Here is a 17,580-nt window from a genome sequence, read left to right on the forward strand (position 1 = left end):
TCAACAGGCAAGCGGCCATAGCCGCAAGCCTCCGCGGCGCGTTACACCACGAATTGGGGCGGCTGATAGCAGAATCAAGGGGCGCTGTCCACAGCCGATTGAGAGGCGGTGCCGATCCCGAAACGAAAAACCCGCCTCGGCGGGGGTCGTTGGTGTGAATCAGCACCGTATCGAGATTAGTAGCATAGCTGCCGGCACAAAGCAAGAACAAAATTCGCCTCGGCCCAGATAGGCGCCGCTACGCCGTGGCCAGGTGGAGCTGCTCGAAACCCTCGAAGAACTCGCCGTAGTCGCAGGTTATTTCCTCGCCGGCGGCGATGTCGCGGGTCGCGGTGGCGCCGCCATATTGCGAAAAGTCGGTGTTCGGTTTGTCGGCGTGGTTCATGAAGCGGCCATTGTCGACCTCATAGACCATGAAGCCCGGCCGGTCCGGACTGGGATAGGCATATCTGTCGAGCAATTCCTTGAGGTGCGGCGGCGCCGTCTCGTATCTTTCCATCGGGATCAGCCGGTCGAAGTCCGGATCGAGCCGCCAGATCTGCGCCCCTTTCCGGATCGGCTCGGCGGCGAACACGCCGACGCCTTCGATTGCGCTTGCAGCGATATAGGTCCTGATCAGCAGCATGTTTCCAACCCGTTTTCGAGGAGAAGACGGAATCGTCAAATCGCCGGAAAAAGCAAGGCCGGTTTTTCCGGCATTGCGGCTGGCAGGCCCACGCCAACCGCGAAACGCTTCACGTGCGGGTGATCGAGACACCGCCGTCGGCGAACAGTGCCGTGCCGGTGGTGAAGCTCGATGCATCGGAAGCCAGGTAAAGCGCCGAGCGGGCGATCTCCTCTGGCTCGGCGACGCGCTTCAAGGCATGCAGGTTTTCGACGAACGCTCGCGATTCAGGTGTGTTGAATGTCGCCGAAGGCGTGTCGGTGCCGCCGGGCAGCAGCGCGTTGACCCGAACGCCTTTGGCGCCATATTCGGCGGCCAGCACCTGCGTCAATCCGATCAGTCCGGCCTTGCTCGCGGCATAGCTGGTCATGCCGGGCATGCCGATGGTGTGGCCGACGAAAGTGCAGGTGAAGATCAGCGATCCGCCGCCGCGTTCGACCATCGCCGGCACCTGATATTTCGCGCCGAGGAATGCGCTGGTCAGGTTGGTGTCCAACGTCTCTCGCCAGCCCTCCAGCGAGAGGTCGGAAATCGGACCCATCTCGCCGACCGAGCCGGCATTGTTGAAGGCGATATCCAGCCCGCCGAAGTTCTCGACCGCCACCTCGACAAGAGCTTTTGCATGGGCTTCGTCGCGAACATCGCCGGCAAGCGCAATGGCCGTCCCGCCGGCGTCCGCGATTTCGGCAACGAGCGCATCGAGTTCGGCCTGGCGGCGGGCAGCGACGACCACCCTGGCGCCTTGCTCGGCAAAGAGCTTTGCCGTGGCGCGGCCGATGCCGGAACTGGCGCCGGTGACGATGGCGACTTTGTTGGTGAGTGTGAACATTTTCTGCATCCTTTTTTCGCGCCGGTTCTGGCCGGCAATTGGATGCTTGGTCGCAAATCTGGGCGGTGCGGACCACCCGATACTTGCGCAGGCATCTGCGAAGATTTCTTGACGCCGGAGGGGCAGAGGGCTACCAAGTCACCATTCAACCTTGCGGGTGGACGCGCCACCCATTCCAATGACCCCCCAAGACATAATGAGCAGGTTGTTGGCCCCCGGCTTCGAGGGCGACAGCGAGTTGACGTCCGCCCTTCAATCGGAATTTGGCAAAGGCTTTCCGATAGAAAATCTCCGGCCGCTGCTGACGTCCGGCAACCTTCATACCCAAGCCGCCGCCGCTTTCTTGGTGGCCGAAGCCAGTCCCAAAACAAGCTACAAGATGAATTGCGTTGTCGCGGAAATAGCCGATCTGCTCGACAGCGAATCTTCGGGCATCCGGTGCGACGCGATCGAGGCGCTTCTAGGGTGCACCACGCCTGCGGACGGCACCATTCTCGGCCGCGTGATGCTGCGGCTGGATGACGAACATGCCGGCGTTCGGTGGAGGGTCGTCCAATTCATCTGCCTTGCACAGCGCTGGCAGCTAAGGCTTGCGGTGGAAAATGCCGCCGCGCTTCGTCTGGACTCAGCTTTCACGACACTGGTCGACGCCTATGGTCACTATGTCATGCCGAGTTCCAAGGACCTGCCACGGTTACTCGAACATCCGGATGCGGTTTTGCGGCGCTTTGCGGCGGCAGTGGCGATCAGGCCACGCGAGGTGATCGTCGAGCGCTTCGTTGCCATGGCGGAGCAGTCGAACGACGCGGAAGTTCGCAAAATCGCGACCGATTGCCGTGAGGGTTATTTGCGATCGATCTATGCAATCGGGCCGTGCATCGTGAAGCGTGCTCCGGCTGACCCAACGAAAAGCGAAGCTCAGAACAGCGACCAGTGAAAGCACGGCGCAAACGGCAAGCGCCGTCGCAAACGGTGCAAGGCCACTATTGCCTAAGCAGCCAGCCGAGCCGATCGAGCGAAAATGCGTAGCTGACGGCGATCAGCAGGGCGACGGCTATGCCGGCCGTCGTGTAGCCGGCCAGGTGGAATCCGGCAGCGCCGCCGAACAGGATGACGAGTTCGAGCACCAGCCGCAAACCGCCCGGCACCGGAACCGGTGCCCGCCCCGAGCGGCTCGGATCGTTCGGCACCGCGAAGACTCCCCAGAGCGCGGCCGCAACGAACGGCAATGCCACGGCAAGGATCCAACTCCACATGCCCGCTGCGAGGCTCCAGCCCGCCATGCCGAGGCCGAGCAAAGCGGCGAGCTCCAGCAAGAAGCGCAATGTCAGGTTCCACCAGACGTTACCCACCGCCATAATCCTCCGATCGTCAGGCGACGGATAGCGGTGGAAGGCAATTGCATCAACCTGCCCGGATGCGGCTTTTTCGCCACGGCGCAAAACGGCAAGCGCCGTCGCAAACAGTGCAAGGCTGGCAGCACGGTTTCGCTAGTGATACAAGCTCGCGCGCCGGGGCTGGCTGATCTGCCCGGCCGCCATTTGCGAGGCCTGCGACGTTGAAGAAATACTCGGTATTCGCCATCGCCCGCGAGGCCATGCGCGGCCATAAGGGTTGGGAGGAACAGTGGTCCTCGCCGGAGCCGAAGAAGGAGTACGACGTCATCATCGTCGGCGCCGGCGGCCACGGCCTGGCCACCGCCTATTATCTCGCCACCGTGCACGGCATCACCAATGTTGCGGTATTGGAAAAAGGCTGGCTGGGCGGCGGCAATACCGGGCGCAACACCACCATCATCCGCTCGAACTATCTCTACGACGAGAGCGCCGGCATCTACGACCATGCGCTGAAGCTGTGGGACGGGCTCAGCCAGGAGCTCAACTACAACGTCATGTATTCGCCGCGCGGCGTCATGATGCTCGCCCACAACATCCACGACATCCAGGTGCTGAAACGCCACGTCCATGCCAACCGGCTGAACGGCATCGACAATGAATGGCTGACGCCGGAGCAGGCCAAGGAATTCTGCTCGCCGCTCAACATTTCGCCCGGTGCGCGCTATCCGGTGATGGGCGCCTCCCTGCAGCGCCGCGGCGGCACGGCGCGTCACGATGCGGTTGCCTGGGGCTATGCGCGCGGCGCCTCGGCGCGCGGCGTCCACATCATCCAGAATTGCGAGGTCACCGGCGTCAAACGGGCGCCGAACGGCGCGGTCACCGGCGTCGAGACGACGCGCGGCTTCATCGGCGCCAGGAAGGTCGGCGTGGTTGCCGCCGGGCACTCATCGGTGATCATGAACATGGCCGGCGTGCGCATGCCGCTGGAAAGCTATCCGCTGCAGGCGCTGGTGTCGGAGCCGGTCAAGCCGGTGGTGCCTTGCGTGGTGATGTCGAACACCGTGCATGCCTATATCTCGCAATCCGACAAGGGCGAGCTCGTCATCGGCGCCGGCACCGACCAGTATGTCTCCTATTCGCAGACCGGCGGGCTGCACATTTTGCAGCATACGCTGGACGCCATCTGCGAGATGTTCCCGATCTTCACGCGCATGAAGATGCTGCGCTCATGGGGCGGCATCGTCGATGTGACGCCGGACCGTTCGCCGATCCTGGCCAAGACGCCGGTGCCCGGCCTCTATGTCAATTGCGGCTGGGGCACAGGCGGCTTCAAGGCGACGCCGGGTTCGGGCCATGTCTTTGCCCATACGATCGCCAGGGACGATCCGCACCCGATCAACGCGCCCTTCACCATCGAGCGCTTCCGCACCGGCCGCCTCATCGACGAGGCGGCGGCGGCGGCCGTGGCGCACTGATGGCCGCAATGACGCGCAAGACTCACACCATGCTTTTCGGATTGGCCCTCGTGGGCGTCACGGTGCTCTTCATGCAGTTGGTGGTCAGGGAGCTTTTGGTTCGAATAGTCGGGTATGAGGCCAACGGGGTCGATCCCGTCATGTTGGCCATGTTTGTAATTGTGAGCGTACCTACTTTTTTCTGCGTATGGGCGTTTGCCATACCGAAAATGCTCGAAAACGCGTTTCTGAATATCGGTTCCCCAAGAATCTTCTCTGGACCACGAACGCAGGCTGATGTCGATCGAGCCAAAGTGAATTTGCGGGCGGTAGGATTGCTCGTCGAAGACCGCCCTGCCGAAGAAAATGTTGTGACCAATCGTGGCAGACATGACGGCTCTGCACATGATGGGTCGACTAAATCCAAGAAAGTCGATTGATGCTTCTTATCCGCTGCCCCTATTGCGAGGAAGAGCGTCCGGAGCTCGAATTCCGCAACGCCGGCGAGGCGCATATCGCGCGTTCCCCAAACATCGCCAGCGAGAGCGACGACGATTTTGAAAAGTTCTTCTTCATCCGCTCCAATCCCAAGGGGATCATCTATGAGCGCTGGCGGCACATGCATGGCTGCGCGCGGTTCTTCAATGCCGTGCGCGACACCGTCAGCGACAGGTTCCTGATGACCTACAAGGCCGGCGAGCCGAAGCCCACCAAGCTGCCGGGAGCCGCCAAATGAGCGCCACGTTCCGCATTGCCGGCGCCGGGCGGCTCAAACAGGCAAAGATAGCTGGCTTCAGCTTCGACGGCCGCCCCTATACCGGCATCGAGGGCGATACGTTGGCCTCGGCGCTGCTTGCAAACGGCGTCCATCTCGTCGGCCGCTCGTTCAAGTACCACCGGCCGCGCGGTTTTCTGTCGGCCGGCGCCGAAGAGCCGAACGCGCTGGTCGAGATCAAGCGCGACGCGGCACGCAAGACGCCGAACGTGCGTGCCACGGTGCAGGAACTCTATGACGGATTGACCGCACAGTCGCAGAACCGCTGGCCGTCGCTCGCTTTCGACATCGGTGCCGTCAGCAGTATTGCCTCGCCGATGCTTTCGGCCGGCTTCTACTACAAGACCTTCATGTGGCCGAAGGCCGCGTGGAAAAACCTCTACGAGCCCAAGATCCGCGCCGCCGCCGGTCTCGGCGTCGCTCCTGACCAGCCGGATCCCGACCACTATTCGGCGCGCTTCGCCCATTGCGAGGTGCTGGTACTTGGCGGCGGTGCCGCGGGCATCGCCGCGGCATTGGCCGCGGCCGAGACCGGCGCGCGCGTTATCCTTGCCGACGAGCAGGCGGAATTCGGCGGTAGTCTGCGCTTCGAGAGCGGCGCGAAGATCGAAGGCCAGGACGGCTTTTCCTGGGCGCAATCGGCTCTCGCCAAGTTGAGCGCGATGGACAATGTCCGCGTGCTGCCGCGTACCACGGCCTTCGGCTATTACGCGCAGAATTTCGTCGGGCTGGTCGAGCGCGTCAGCGACCATCTGCAGAACCCCGGCCGCGACCTGCCGCGCGAGCGGCTGTGGCAGGTTCGCGCCAAACGCGTGGTGCTGGCGACCGGCGCCATCGAGCGCCACATGGTGTTTGCCGACAACGACCGGCCGGGCATCATGCTGGCGTCGGCGGCGCGCACCTATCTCAACCATTACGGCGTCGCGGTCGGCAGGAATGTCGGCGTCTATACGGCAAACGACTCCGCCTATGCGGCGGCGATCGACCTGAAAAAGGCCGGCATCAATATAGCGGCGATCGTCGACCTGCGCGACAACCCGACCGGGCCGGCGATCGACGAGGCGAGGGCGCTCGGCATCGAGGTCAATTTCGGCCGCGCGGTGATCCGCGCCGGCGGCAAATTGCGGGTGTCGTCGATGACTGTGCAGCCGAAGAATGGCGGCGGCGAGCGCACCATCCCGGTTGACGCAATCCTGATGTCGGCCGGCTGGACGCCATCGGTGCATCTGTTCTCGCAATCACGCGGCAAGGTCGCCTTCAATGACGAGACCAAGCGCTTCGTGCCCGGAATTTATGCGCAGGACTGCGTCTCGGTCGGCGCCTGCAACGGTACCGACGGGCTGTCGGCGACGATCGACGAGGCCCATGCAGCGGGCGCCAAGGCGGCCAAGGACGCCGGCAGCAGGCCGGCCAAGGGCACCAAGCCGAAGGTCGACGCCGGCGAGAACTGGTCGCGCGGCATGCTGGGTGCAGCACCCGGTGCCGGATCGGATACGACGGTCAAGGCCTTTGTCGACTTCCAGAACGACGTCACCGCTAAGGACATCCGCCAGGCAGTGCATGAGGGCATGCGCTCGATCGAGCACGTCAAGCGCTTCACCACCAATGGCATGGCGACCGACCAGGGCAAGACCTCCAACATGCACGGCCTGGCGATTGCCGCCGAGACATTGGGCAAGCCGATCCCGCAGGTCGGGCTGACGACGTTCCGCGCGCCCTATACACCGGTGACATTCGGCTCGATCGTCGGGCACGCGCGGGGTCCCCTGTTCGACCCGACCCGCAAGACGGCGATCCATCCCTGGGCCGAGCGCCAGGGCGCTGTATTCGAGGATGTCGGCCAGTGGAAGCGCGCCTGGTATTTCCCGAAGCCGGGCGAGGACATACATGCCGCCGTCGACCGCGAATGCGTCACGGTGCGCAAGACAGCCGGTCTGTTTGACGCCTCGACGCTGGGCAAGATCGAGGTGGTCGGGCCGGATGCGGCCAAATTCATGGAACTGCTCTACACCAATCCATGGGAGAAGCTCGAGCCCGGCCGCTGCCGTTACGGCATCATGCTGCGCGAGGACGGCTTCATCTATGACGACGGTGTCGTCGGCAGGCTTGCACCCGACCGTTTCCATGTGACGACGACGACCGGCGGCGCGCCGCGCGTCATGAACCATATGGAAGACTATCTCCAGACCGAGTTCCCGCATCTCAACGTCTGGCTGACCTCGATCACCGAGCAGTGGGCGGTGATTGCCGTGCAGGGACCCAAGTCTCGCGACATCATTGCGCCGCTGGTCGAGGGCATCGACATGTCGGATGAGGCGCTGCCGCATATGTCGGTGCGCGAAGGCCGGATCTGCGGCGTGCCGACCAGGCTGTTTCGCATGTCGTTCAGCGGTGAGCGCGGCTTCGAGGTCAACGTGCCGGCGGATTACGGCGAGGCAGTCTGGGAAGCGCTATGGGCCGAGGGCCAGAAGCATGGCGCCTGTGCTTACGGCACCGAGTCCATGCATGTGCTGCGCGCTGAAAAGGGCTACATCATCGTCGGCCAGGATACCGACGGCACGGTGACGCCGAACGACGCCGGGCTCGACTGGGCGGTCGGCAAGAAGAAGACCGACTTCGTCGGCATTCGCGGCATGGCGCGGCCGGATCTGGTCGCCAAGGGCCGCAAGCAGCTTGTCGGCCTGAAGACCAGGGATCCCAAGGTGGTGCTGGAGGAGGGCGCGCAGGTCGTCGCGGACCCGAAGCAGGCAATCCCGATGAAGATGATTGGCCATGTCACCTCGAGCTATTGGTCGCAAAATTGCGGCCGCTCGATCGCGCTGGGGCTGGTCGCCGGCGGCCGCGATCGCACGGGCGAGAGGCTCTATGTGCCGATGCCGAACGGGGTGATCGAGGTGGAGGTCACCGGGATGGTGTTCTTTGACGAGAAGGGGGAGCGCCTCAATGGCTAAGGCCGCTTTGAAAACCGACGCCGCCGGACCCTCAGTCGAACGCCGTCCGGCTCTCGCCGGCCAGTCGCTTTCCGCCGCCGGCGTTACACTTGCCGTGCTGCCGCCGGCCGAGCGCATATCGCTGCGAGCGCCGGAAGCCTCGACTGCGGCACTTTCGAAAGCGCTCGGCGTCGTCCTGCCGCAAAGGCCGAAAACCTCGGCGGCAAAGGCCGGACGCTCGGCCTTGTGGCTCGGGCCGGACGAATGGCTGGTCATCGACGAGATCGGAAAAGATCCGCTCGCCGACTGCGCCAGCATTTCCGTACTGCATTCGGCGGTCGGCATCTCGCACCGCAACGTCGCCATATCGGTTACCGGTCCGGCTGCCGCGGCGACGATCAATGCCGGCTGCCCGCAGGATCTGTCGCTCGACGCCTTTCCGGTCGGGGCGGCGTCGCGTACCATTCTCGGCAAGGTCGAAATCGTGCTGTTGCGCACGGCGGCCGACGCGTTCCGCGTCGAATGCTGGCGTTCCTTTTCCGATTATGTCTTTACTTTTCTGTCGGAGGCAGCGCGCGACGCGGCAGCATAGGCATGTTCGCCGCGCCCGACCGTTCTGCGACAGCGAGCCGAGGGAGAATGCAAATGCCGCCGAACTCCGCGCCGAAGTCGCCGGTCAAGACGCCGGCCGTGCGCTCTTTCGAAGACGAGCAGAGCACTGGGACGGATATCGAAGAGGAACTCGAGGAAGGCCTCGAGGATACATTCCCGGCCAGCGATCCGGTGTCGATCACCGGAACGGCCATTCCCGGCGCACCGGCAAGACCCGGCAAGCCCAAAAGCGTGGTGGGACAGAAGCGCAAGAAGTGATCTGCGCGGGGTGACAAAAAGCAGGGCTGAGGCCGGCACGATGGGCGGCCGGAAATTGCTGCCGCCCTTTTGTTTCCTCACCGCGTATTGTCGCCGATCGGCTCAGAAGCTGCTTGGCACAATCCACGGGTCGATGCCGATGCCGAGCCTCGGGCCCTTGCTGCCGGCCTTGTGGGCCGCGGCATCGGCCTTTTCAAGCGATCCGGTCGGCGCGCAATCAAGCGTCGCACCGGTCTTGGTATCGATGCAGGTCACTTCTTGCTTGCCTGACTGATTGCTGTCGGCAAATGCGGCGCCAGAGAGCGCCAGCAGGGCGGCGAGCGTGAGGATTGCCTTCTTCATCGTCGGTCTCCGGTTTCCAGTTATTGGATTCGTACATGTACGGCATCGCGTACAGATACGCCCAAGACTTATGGAGTTCAAGCAAAATCGTACATGTACGGAGAAATGCCGAACGCTCGGCGCCGGGGCGCGGATCGTTCGGAGAAGATCCTGCAGATCGGGAGGAGCGCCGCTCTTCAGCAGTTGACCGGCGGCGTGAGCGGCGCAATCTCATTCGCGGCGATGGCTTCGAGCATGATGTCGCCGATCCGTGTGATGAACGTCGTCTGGTCGCCGAACGGGTAGAACGGGAAGGTGATCAGCAGCGAGATGGCGCCGTGGCCGACCGCCCACAGCAAGGTGGCGATGGCGCGTGGATCGCCTTTGAGCCTGCCGGCGGCAACGCAGGCTTCGACCCTCGCGATCAGCACTTTCATCGCCGGGTTGCCGCTCTCCATTTCGGCGAAGGTCTTTCCGGCTGGCGGCCTGACTTTTTCGGTCATGAAGACGGTGCGGTATTCGTTGGGATTTTCCAGTCCAAAGGCGGCGTATTCGACAAGCACCGCCTTGAGCGCCTCGATCGGGTCGTCGGCCGTATGATTTGCGATGCGCCTGGCCAAGGTCTCGAAGGCATCCTCGGCCAGCGCGAACAGGATGTCCTGCTTGTCGGCGAAATAGGAATAGACCGACATCGGCGCATAGCCAACGCGCTTGGCGAGCTTGCGGATGGTGAGGCCGTCATAGCCTTCTTCCTGGACAAGCTTGTGCGCGGCGTCGACAAGTTCGGAACGCAGTTCAGCCTTTTGTTTTTCGCGGCGCTCCTGGACGCTTAGCTGCAACTTTCTACTGCCTTATGACTGATGGCTGGATGCAGCATATATACGCTGTACGGCGTCGGGCAAGGGTGGCACGAAGCAGAAGCTTGACTGTCGCATGGCTGGCGATCGCGCTCGGCTTCGCCATGGAAGCTCTCATTCTGACCGTCAGATTTGCGGCAGGTGCCTACCCGGCGACGACGCAGGTTCTGATCGAACTGGCGCAAGGCGTGACCTGGTCGTTCTTCGTCTGCGCCGGCGTCAGCCTCGGCACGACGCTCACCAAGGTGCGAGCCTCGCTCGGTGGCCTGATCGGTGCGATTTCGGCGTCACTGGCGATGGGCATCGCCAAAGGGACGCAAAAGGTTATGGTCAGCGCGCTGGACGCGGCGGCAAAGCCGGCCATCCTGTCGCTCACGACGCTCGGTGTGCTGCGGGCGATCGAATACGGGCTGCTCGGCTGGACACTGGCGTCGCTGGCATCGAAGGAAGAACCGCGTCCGCTCCATTTCGCGCTGGCAGGCGCCCTGATAGGCGCGGTATTCGGTGGCGGCATCACGGTGCTGACGATTGAGACGGCCGCGGCGAACGACGCTGCTCTGGCACTGCCACAGGCTATCGCAACCGGCCTCAACGAGATCGTGTTCCCAATCGGTTGCTCACTGGTCGTCTACATTGCGCTGCAGGTCAGCCGCCACATGAAGTACGTCGCGGCCGAAGCCAAATAGATTTGGCACAGATAGGCTTCTCCGCCTGACGAGAGTCAGACCGCTTCCGGCTGGCGTTCGATTAGCGTCAGCGTCAGCCAGCGCGCGGTCAGCGCCGGTTTTCTCGAGCCCTCGATCTCGATCGTCACGTCGTGCGCCGTCTGTACCCACCCCGACGGCCTGACCTTGACGTCGGCCAGCACGAAACGGGTGCGGATGCGCGAGCCGGTCTTCACCGGCGCCAGGAAGCGCAGCGAATCGAAGCCGTGATTGACGCCCATCTTGCTGTTTTCCAGCGGCGGCATGGTTTCGAAGGTCATCGCCGACAACAGCGAAAGCGACAGGAAACCATGCGCGATGGTGCCGCCGAACGGCGTTTCGCGGCTGGCGCGTTCCGGATCGCAATGGATGAACTGATGGTCGTCGGTGGCATCGGCGAACTGGTCGATCATGCGCTGGGTGACGACCCGCCATGGCGACACGCCGACTTCCTTGCCGACGTTGGCCAGAAGCACATCGAGACTGATCGGTTCCACGCTGATGTCCTCCATCTTCACCCCCGGCATTTCACTCGCCGGATGGCGTGCGTCTCATTCCTTGAACAATGTCAGCCCGTGTTGCACCGACTGCCCGCCATCGATCGGCAGGATGGCGCCGGTGACATAGCTGCCGGCCCGGCTGCACAAATAGAGCGTTGCGCCGGCAATGTCATCCGGTGCGCCGATGCGGCCGATCGGAACGTGGTTGCCGATATGTCTTGCCTGGTCCTCGGTGCCGGTGGCGAAGGCCGTCATCCGGCTCTGGAAAGGGCCAGGCGCAAAGGCGTTGACGGTGATGCGGCGGGCGGCGAACTCGATTGCCAGGATGCGCGTCAGGTGGTGAACCGCGGCCTTCGAGGCCGAGTAGGAGTAGGCATCTTCGGCCAAAGGCTGCGTGCCCATCACCGATCCGAGGTTGATCACCCGGGCCGGGTCGGCATCGCTGGCGGCGGCCTCGAGCAGAGGCAGCAATTCGCGCGTCAGGTGGAAGACCGCGGTGACGTTGACGCCGAACACCTTGGCCCAGGCATGATAGGGAAAGCTTTCCAGCGGCGCGCCCCAGGAGATGCCGGCATTGTTGACCAGGATATGCAGCCGCTCGGTCCGCGCCCTGACCTCGGCCACAAGCGCCGCAATGCCGGCCTCGCTGGAGACGTCGCCGGCAAAACCTTCCGCCCGGCCGGATGCGCCAAGGCCGTTCAACTCGCCGGCTACCCCGACGCAATCCTCGCTCTTGCGCGAGGCGATCATCACGGTGGCGCCGGCCATGACCAGAGCGGTCGCCGCCATGCGGCCGATGCCGGTCGCGGCGCCGGTGACCAGCGCCGTCTTGCCGGCGACTGAGAACAGCTCGTCCAGATAGCTCATCGAATTCCTCCGCGCAGTTCACTGCGCTTTTGCCTGGTTATCAAGCGAGCGGCGTCGCGTCGACAAGGCTAGCCGAACTACGATTATCCTTGCCACGGCTAAAGTATCCGGACCGAGGCGATGGTGCGCTTTGCGGCTGAAATGGTTAAGCCCCAGCGGCAAGGTGGTCATTCGGCCGTGACATGGGTCGGATGAATGATGCGGCCATTTCCGTTAACGAGCACCTTGTAAGCGGTTAATTTCGCACGTGAAGCAAGTCGTCATTACTCCTCCGCCCAAGCCGCAGGCGGGTCTTGAGGAGTTGGGAGGTGGCCGAGCAGTGGGGCGGGACTGACATTCGTATTCGTGGACGGGGACTATGCTTTCGGGGGGAAAGCCATGGGTAAGAAACAACGCACCGTCCTGCTGGCAGCGATTTTTGCGACTGCCTTTGGCGTCTTTTTGCTGATCCTGATCCTGCAGATGATCAGTTTTTTAGTGGACTAGACCGAAGCGAAACGCGTCCCTTTCCGGAGGGGCTCTACCGCAGGCTTTCCAGTTCGCGGATGCGTTTGGCGCCGTCGGCTTCGAGCTGCCTTGTGACCGCGCCGATCAGCGCTTCGGCAACGACGAAAAGTGCGGCGGATGAGTCCCACGCCGAAGGCACTGCGGTGCGCCCGGCGATGACGTGGCGGGCGAAGCGGGCGATCGGCGACAGCCACTGGTCGGTAAACAGCACGATCTGCACGCCGCGCTGGTTGGCGGTCTCGGCAAAGCGGACCAGGCTGTCCTGATAGCGCCTGATGTCGAAGATCACCAGCACGTCGCGCTTGCCCATGTCGATCAGCCGGTCGCGCCAGACGCTTTCCTGCCCGCCGAGGTGAAAAACGTTGGGCTGGATGATGGCGAGGTGGGCGGCCATGTAGCGTGCCAGCGGGTCGGTGAAGCGGCCACCGATCAAGAATGTCTTGCCGCGCCGGTCGGCCAGCTTGGCGACGATGTCGGCAAGCTGCTTGTCCGAGAGATGCCGGAATGTCTCGCGCATATTGTCGAGCGTCGCCTCCAGCATCGGCGAGACGGCGCTAGCGCCCTGCGATGGCGGATTGAGCGTGCGCGAGGCCGGCGACTGCAATTGCGCCGCCAGTTCGTCTTGCAGCGTCGACTGGAATTCCGGATAGTTCTGGAAGCCGAGCCGGGCGACGAAACGCAGGATCGTCGGCGAGGACACGCCGGCGGCAGCCGAGAATTCGGCGACCGTCTTCAGCCCGATCAGCGGATAGCTGGCGATCAGCGTTTGTGCTGCGCGCCGCTCGCCTGCCGGCATGGTGCCCATGCGGTCGGAGATCAGTTCGGCAATGCTGGAAACCATGTTTTTCCCCACCCTGGCCGTGCCGTTACCGCATTATCGAAATCGCGTTTGACAAAGCCGGCCAAACTGTATGAAATCATCCGCAGGGACGCAATGAGGCAAAATACGTAACATACGATACAGCGCTCCCCGGGGACAGCAGACAATGGAGACAGCACGGCCCGCCAGCCTTGCATCGCCTGAAACCGTAAGGGTGACGAACCCCGGCGGATCGAGCCCCTTCGTGCTGACCTGCGACCACGCCTCCAATTTCCTGCCACCGGAATTCGGAACGCTCGGCCTTGCCGCCGAGGATCTTTCCCGCCACATCGCCTGGGATCCCGGCGCCTTGCCGGTGGCGCGCCGCATGGCCGAGGCGCTCGATGCGACGCTGGTCGAGACCTGCATCTCGCGGCTCGTCATCGACTGCAACCGCCCGCTCGACGCGCCGGACCTGATAGTGACGGTCAGCGCCAGCGAAAAAACCGTGGTCCCGGCCAACCAGGGGCTTTCCGCCGACCAGCGGGAGGCGCGCATCGCGCTGGCGTGGCGACCGTTTCACGAGCGGATCGCAACGATCGTCGACGAGCGCCTGGCGGCCAGGCGGGAGACCAGGCTGGTGTCGATCCATTCCTTCACGCCGCTCTACAAAGGCAAAAGCCGGCCCTGGCACATCGGCATCATCCATGACGAGGACCGCCGGCTGGCGGCGCCGCTGATCGCGGTTCTGAAGCGGCTTGCCGGCGTCACCGTCGGCGTCAACGAACCCTATTCGCCGGCCGACCGGGTCTATTTCACGCTGGAACGCCATGCCCGCTCGCGCGGGCTGCCCTGCGCAATGATTGAAATCCGCAACGACGAGATCGCCGGCGCGGCCGGGCAGCGGAAATGGGCGGATCTGCTCACCGGTATTTTTCTCAATCTGGAGCCCGAAGCGGCCAAGGCCTCCAGACCAAGCGCAGTCGGAAAGTCAGTTCAATCGGCCAGCTAAGAAACCAAAAGGGGACTTTAAAATGGTAGCACCGGGTTACAGCGAAGTTGACAAGAAGGAGGACCTGAAAGTTCTCCACGGAATGGGCTATGCCCAGGAACTGTCGCGAAGCATGAGCCGCTTCTCGAATTTCGCGATCTCGTTCTCGATCATCTGCATCCTCTCAGGCGGCATCAATTCCTTCGCGCAAGCGACGTCGTCCATCGGTGGCGCCGGCGCTGGCATCGGCTGGATCGTCGGGTGCATGGTTTCGGGATTTTTCGCGCTCGCCATGGCCCAGATCGCCTCTGCATTTCCGACCGCCGGCGGCCTCTATCACTGGGCATCCATCCTAGGGAACCGTTTCACTGGCTGGCTCACCGCATGGCTCAATCTGCTCGGCCTGATCACCGTGCTCGGCGCCATCAACATCGGTACTGCTTTCTTCTTCGTCGGCACTTTCGGCGGAGCCTTCGGCATGACCGGCACGCCTGGTGAGATCGTCGGGTTTGTCGCGTTCATCACCGTGTTGCAGGCGCTGCTCAATCATTTCGGCATCAAATTGACGGCTATGTTGACGGACGCCTCCGGCTTCCTGATCCTGGCAACGACAGCCGTGCTGATCGTCGCCTGCCTGATGTTTGCTCCAGCGATCGACATTACGCGGCTGTGGACGTTCACGAACTATTCGGGCGACGCGGGCGGCGGTGTTTTCCCGCAGTCCGATTCCATGACGTATCTCTTCCTGCTCTGCCTGCTACTGCCGGTTTACACCATCACTGGCTATGACGCGTCGGCGCATACTTCGGAAGAAACGTTGAGGGCGGCGCACTCGGTTCCGCGGGCAATCGTTTCGTCCGTAGTCTGGTCGTCGCTGATCGGCTGGGTGATGCTGTGCGCGATCGTACTGGCGATTCCGGATCTGGCGGCCGGCGCCAAGCAGGGCTGGAGCGTGTTCTTCGCCACGATGGACGCGATCTTGCCGGCGTGGCTGAAGACACTGCTCTATCTGGGCATCCTGATCGCGCAGTTCCTCTGCGGTCTGGCAACGGTCACCTCTGCCTCGCGCATGCTTTTCGCCTTCTCGCGTGACGGCGGCATGCCGGTCGGCTCGGCCTCGCTAGCCAAGGTCAGCCCGACCTGGCGCACGCCGGTCAATGCGATTTGGACGGCTGCTGTGCTCGAGGTCATCTATGTCTTTCTTGCCCAGTTCATCTCGGTCGGCGGCACGAACATCTATACCATCGTCGTCAATTCGACATTGGTGTTCCTGTTTCTGTCCTTCATCATTCCGATCGTGCTCGGCATGATGGCTTTCGGAACGGAAAAATGGCCGAACCCCGGCCCATGGAACCTCGGCGCCGGCCTGTTCAAGCTGTTTTGCATCCTGTCGGTCATCGGCATGGCGATCATCTTCTACATCGCCATCCAGCCGCCGAACGACAAAGTGCTCTATATCACCCTGGGCTTCATTGTGCTGACCGCGGTGCTTTGGTTCGGTTTCGAGAACCGCCGCTTCCAGGGTCCGCCCATTGGCGACCAGATCGCAAAGCGCCAGGCGGCAATCAAGGCAGCCGAGATAGCTGTCGGCGAAGCCGGCGCCTGACGCCCTCTCATGACCATGGCCGGCATTCGCGCCGGCCGTGGTTTTCGTTTCCTTTTCAAAGTGACAAGCCCGAAACGACAAGCGCTGGAGTGCCAAAGGAATGGCCGGAAATTTCTCGTTCGATCAGTTGAAGCAAGCGGTCTCCAGCGGCGAGGTCGACACGGTGCTGGCCTGCATCGTCGATATGCAGGGGCGGCTCGCGGGAAAGCGGTTCCTGGCCCGGTATTTCGTCGATTCCGCGCATGACGAGACGCATGGCTGCAACTATCTGTTGGCCGCAGACATCGATATGGAACCGGTGCCCGGCTACAAGGCGGCGAGCTGGTCGAAAGGCTACGGCGATTTCGTCATGAAGCCGGACCTTGCGACGCTGCGGCGCGTTCCGTGGCTGGAGAAGACGGCGCTGGTGATCTGCGACGTGCTCGACCACCATACCCATGACGATCTGGCGCATTCGCCGCGCGCCATGCTGAAGAAGCAGGTCAAGCGGCTGCAGGAACGCGGCTATATCGGCTATTTCGCTTCCGAGCTCGAATTCTATCTGTTCAGCGAGACCTACGATTCCGCCCGCAAGAAGCACTGGCAGGGCCTCGAGACGGCATCGCCCTACATCGGCGACTACCAGATCGGCATCACCACCAAGGAAGAAGGCGTCATGCGCCGGCTGCGCAACGAGATGGAGGCGGCCGGCATCCCGATCGAGAATTCGAAGGGCGAGTGGGGGCCAGGCCAGGAAGAGATCAATGTCCGCTACGCCGAGGCGCTCGACATGGCCGACCGCCACGTCATCCTGAAGAACGGCGCCAAGGAAATCGCCGAGTCCGAAGGCAAGGCGATCTCGTTCATGGCCAAGTACAATTACGGGCTGGCCGGCAATTCCAGCCACATCCATAATTCGCTGTGGAGCGCCGACGGCAAGACGCCGCTGTTCTACGATAAGAATGCCGAGTGGACGCTGTCGACGCTCGGCCAGCAATGGGCGGCCGGCCAGCTCAAATATGCCAAGGAATTCACCTGGTTCCTGGCGCCCTACATCAACTCCTACAAGCGCTTCCAGGCCGGCACCTTCGCGCCGACCAAGATCATGTGGAGCGAAGACAACCGCACTGCCGGCTTCCGTCTTTGCGGCGAGGGCACCAAGGGCATCCGCATGGAATGCCGCGTCGGCGGCGCCGATTTGAACCCCTATCTGGCTTTCGCCGCGCTGATCGCGGCCGGGCTTGCCGGCATCGATGAAAAGCTTGAACTGCAGAAGCCCTTCGTCGGTGATGCCTACCAGGCCTCGCAGCTGCCTGAAATTCCAAAGACATTGCGCGACGCCACCGCGACGCTGGCGGAATCGAAAATGCTGAGGCAGGCGCTCGGCGACGATGTGCTGGAACATTATGTCCACACGGCACACTGGGAACAGTTCGAGTACGACCGCCGGATTACGGACTGGGAACTGCACAGGGGGTTCGAGCGGTATTGACGGCGTTGCGCTTTACGCAATATTGTTGCGGTTATCGCACCAGCAACACGCAGGAGGCAGCGTTTGCCCAAAGGTAGAGCCCATGTCGACAAAGCGTG

General features: G+C 62.8%; 19 protein-coding genes. 11 read left to right on the forward strand and 8 right to left on the reverse strand.

Features of this window, described 5'->3' with window-relative positions; all coding sequences use genetic code 11:
• Window positions 1-238: 238 nt before the first annotated feature.
• Window positions 239-625: an SET domain-containing protein gene (locus tag NKI18_RS03210; RefSeq protein WP_352454023.1), complete on the reverse strand. Its 387-nt coding sequence runs from the start codon at window positions 623-625 to the stop codon at window positions 239-241.
• Between the two features lie 109 nt (window positions 626-734).
• The gene (locus tag NKI18_RS03215; protein ID WP_352616367.1) at window positions 735-1,493 is read right to left on the reverse strand and encodes an SDR family oxidoreductase; all 759 of its coding nucleotides are present in this window, start codon (window positions 1,491-1,493) and stop codon (window positions 735-737) included.
• 208 nt (window positions 1,494-1,701) lie between these two features.
• On the opposite strand from NKI18_RS03215, the gene NKI18_RS03220 reads away from it, so the two are divergent.
• On the forward strand, window positions 1,702-2,430 hold the full coding sequence (locus tag NKI18_RS03220) for a hypothetical protein (protein ID WP_352616364.1): 729 nt from the start codon (window positions 1,702-1,704) through the stop codon (window positions 2,428-2,430).
• A 46-nt stretch (window positions 2,431-2,476) separates the two neighbouring features.
• Here NKI18_RS03220 and NKI18_RS03225 read toward each other — a convergent pair whose 3' ends face one another.
• The gene (locus NKI18_RS03225) at window positions 2,477-2,851 is read right to left on the reverse strand and encodes a YrdB family protein (RefSeq protein WP_352616361.1); all 375 of its coding nucleotides are present in this window, start codon (window positions 2,849-2,851) and stop codon (window positions 2,477-2,479) included.
• 200 nt (window positions 2,852-3,051) lie between these two features.
• Here NKI18_RS03225 and NKI18_RS03230 point away from each other — a divergent pair, with 200 nt between their 5' ends.
• Genes NKI18_RS03230 through NKI18_RS03255 form a run of 6 tightly spaced genes read left to right on the forward strand, consistent with a single transcriptional unit; the run spans window position 3,052 to window position 8,859 of the window.
• Window positions 3,052-4,305 (forward strand): sarcosine oxidase subunit beta, encoded by a 1,254-nt coding sequence (locus NKI18_RS03230; RefSeq protein ID WP_352616358.1) that lies wholly within the window; start codon window positions 3,052-3,054, stop codon window positions 4,303-4,305.
• The gene (locus NKI18_RS03235; RefSeq protein ID WP_352616355.1) at window positions 4,305-4,724 is read left to right on the forward strand and encodes a hypothetical protein; all 420 of its coding nucleotides are present in this window, start codon (window positions 4,305-4,307) and stop codon (window positions 4,722-4,724) included. Before NKI18_RS03230 ends, NKI18_RS03235 begins: the two co-directional genes overlap by 1 nt.
• The gene (locus NKI18_RS03240) at window positions 4,724-5,020 is read left to right on the forward strand and encodes a sarcosine oxidase subunit delta (protein ID WP_352616628.1); all 297 of its coding nucleotides are present in this window, start codon (window positions 4,724-4,726) and stop codon (window positions 5,018-5,020) included. The genes NKI18_RS03235 and NKI18_RS03240 overlap by 1 nt, the downstream gene beginning before the upstream one ends.
• Window positions 5,017-8,010 carry a sarcosine oxidase subunit alpha gene (locus tag NKI18_RS03245; protein ID WP_352616352.1) on the forward strand — a complete coding sequence of 998 codons (2,994 nt, stop codon included), beginning with the start codon at window positions 5,017-5,019 and terminating at the stop codon, window positions 8,008-8,010. The genes NKI18_RS03240 and NKI18_RS03245 overlap by 4 nt, the downstream gene beginning before the upstream one ends.
• Window positions 8,003-8,581, forward strand: coding sequence for a sarcosine oxidase subunit gamma (locus tag NKI18_RS03250; RefSeq protein WP_352616349.1), 579 nt, complete (start codon window positions 8,003-8,005; stop codon window positions 8,579-8,581). The genes NKI18_RS03245 and NKI18_RS03250 overlap by 8 nt, the downstream gene beginning before the upstream one ends.
• A gap of 53 nt (window positions 8,582-8,634) precedes the next feature.
• A complete protein-coding gene (locus NKI18_RS03255) occupies window positions 8,635-8,859 on the forward strand; it encodes a hypothetical protein (RefSeq protein WP_352616346.1) in 225 nt (74 codons plus the stop codon).
• 102 nt (window positions 8,860-8,961) lie between these two features.
• On the opposite strand, the gene NKI18_RS03260 is transcribed toward NKI18_RS03255, so the two are convergent.
• A complete protein-coding gene (locus NKI18_RS03260) occupies window positions 8,962-9,201 on the reverse strand; it encodes a DUF680 domain-containing protein (protein ID WP_352616344.1) in 240 nt (79 codons plus the stop codon).
• 176 nt (window positions 9,202-9,377) lie between these two features.
• Window positions 9,378-10,019, reverse strand: coding sequence for a TetR/AcrR family transcriptional regulator (locus NKI18_RS03265; protein ID WP_352616341.1), 642 nt, complete (start codon window positions 10,017-10,019; stop codon window positions 9,378-9,380).
• A gap of 83 nt (window positions 10,020-10,102) precedes the next feature.
• On the opposite strand from NKI18_RS03265, the gene NKI18_RS03270 reads away from it, so the two are divergent.
• On the forward strand, window positions 10,103-10,723 hold the full coding sequence (locus NKI18_RS03270) for a hypothetical protein (protein WP_352616338.1): 621 nt from the start codon (window positions 10,103-10,105) through the stop codon (window positions 10,721-10,723).
• Between the two features lie 35 nt (window positions 10,724-10,758).
• Here NKI18_RS03270 and NKI18_RS03275 read toward each other — a convergent pair whose 3' ends face one another.
• The 3 genes from NKI18_RS03275 to NKI18_RS03285 all read right to left on the reverse strand — a co-directional run bounded on the left by NKI18_RS03275 (window position 10,759) and on the right by NKI18_RS03285 (window position 13,456).
• A complete protein-coding gene (locus NKI18_RS03275; RefSeq protein ID WP_352616625.1) occupies window positions 10,759-11,253 on the reverse strand; it encodes a MaoC family dehydratase in 495 nt (164 codons plus the stop codon).
• Between the two features lie 39 nt (window positions 11,254-11,292).
• Window positions 11,293-12,108 (reverse strand): SDR family oxidoreductase, encoded by an 816-nt coding sequence (locus NKI18_RS03280; protein WP_352616335.1) that lies wholly within the window; start codon window positions 12,106-12,108, stop codon window positions 11,293-11,295.
• 520 nt (window positions 12,109-12,628) lie between these two features.
• Entirely contained in the window at window positions 12,629-13,456 is an 828-nt protein-coding gene (locus tag NKI18_RS03285; protein WP_352448257.1) for a MurR/RpiR family transcriptional regulator, read from the reverse strand.
• 145 nt (window positions 13,457-13,601) lie between these two features.
• Between NKI18_RS03285 and NKI18_RS03290 the strand changes: the two genes are divergently transcribed.
• The 3 genes from NKI18_RS03290 (at window position 13,602) to NKI18_RS03300 (ending at window position 17,482) form a co-directional block, all read left to right on the forward strand.
• A complete protein-coding gene (locus NKI18_RS03290; protein ID WP_352616332.1) occupies window positions 13,602-14,426 on the forward strand; it encodes an N-formylglutamate amidohydrolase in 825 nt (274 codons plus the stop codon).
• A 22-nt stretch (window positions 14,427-14,448) separates the two neighbouring features.
• A complete protein-coding gene (locus NKI18_RS03295) occupies window positions 14,449-16,011 on the forward strand; it encodes an amino acid permease (RefSeq protein WP_352612946.1) in 1,563 nt (520 codons plus the stop codon).
• A 100-nt stretch (window positions 16,012-16,111) separates the two neighbouring features.
• Complete coding sequence (locus tag NKI18_RS03300) at window positions 16,112-17,482, forward strand: glutamine synthetase family protein (RefSeq protein ID WP_352568172.1); 1,371 nt, start codon at window positions 16,112-16,114, stop codon at window positions 17,480-17,482.
• Window positions 17,483-17,580: the final 98 nt, after the last annotated feature.

Source organism: Mesorhizobium sp. M0800, from assembly GCF_040320095.1.
In the GTDB taxonomy this organism is placed as follows: domain Bacteria; phylum Pseudomonadota; class Alphaproteobacteria; order Rhizobiales; family Rhizobiaceae; genus Mesorhizobium.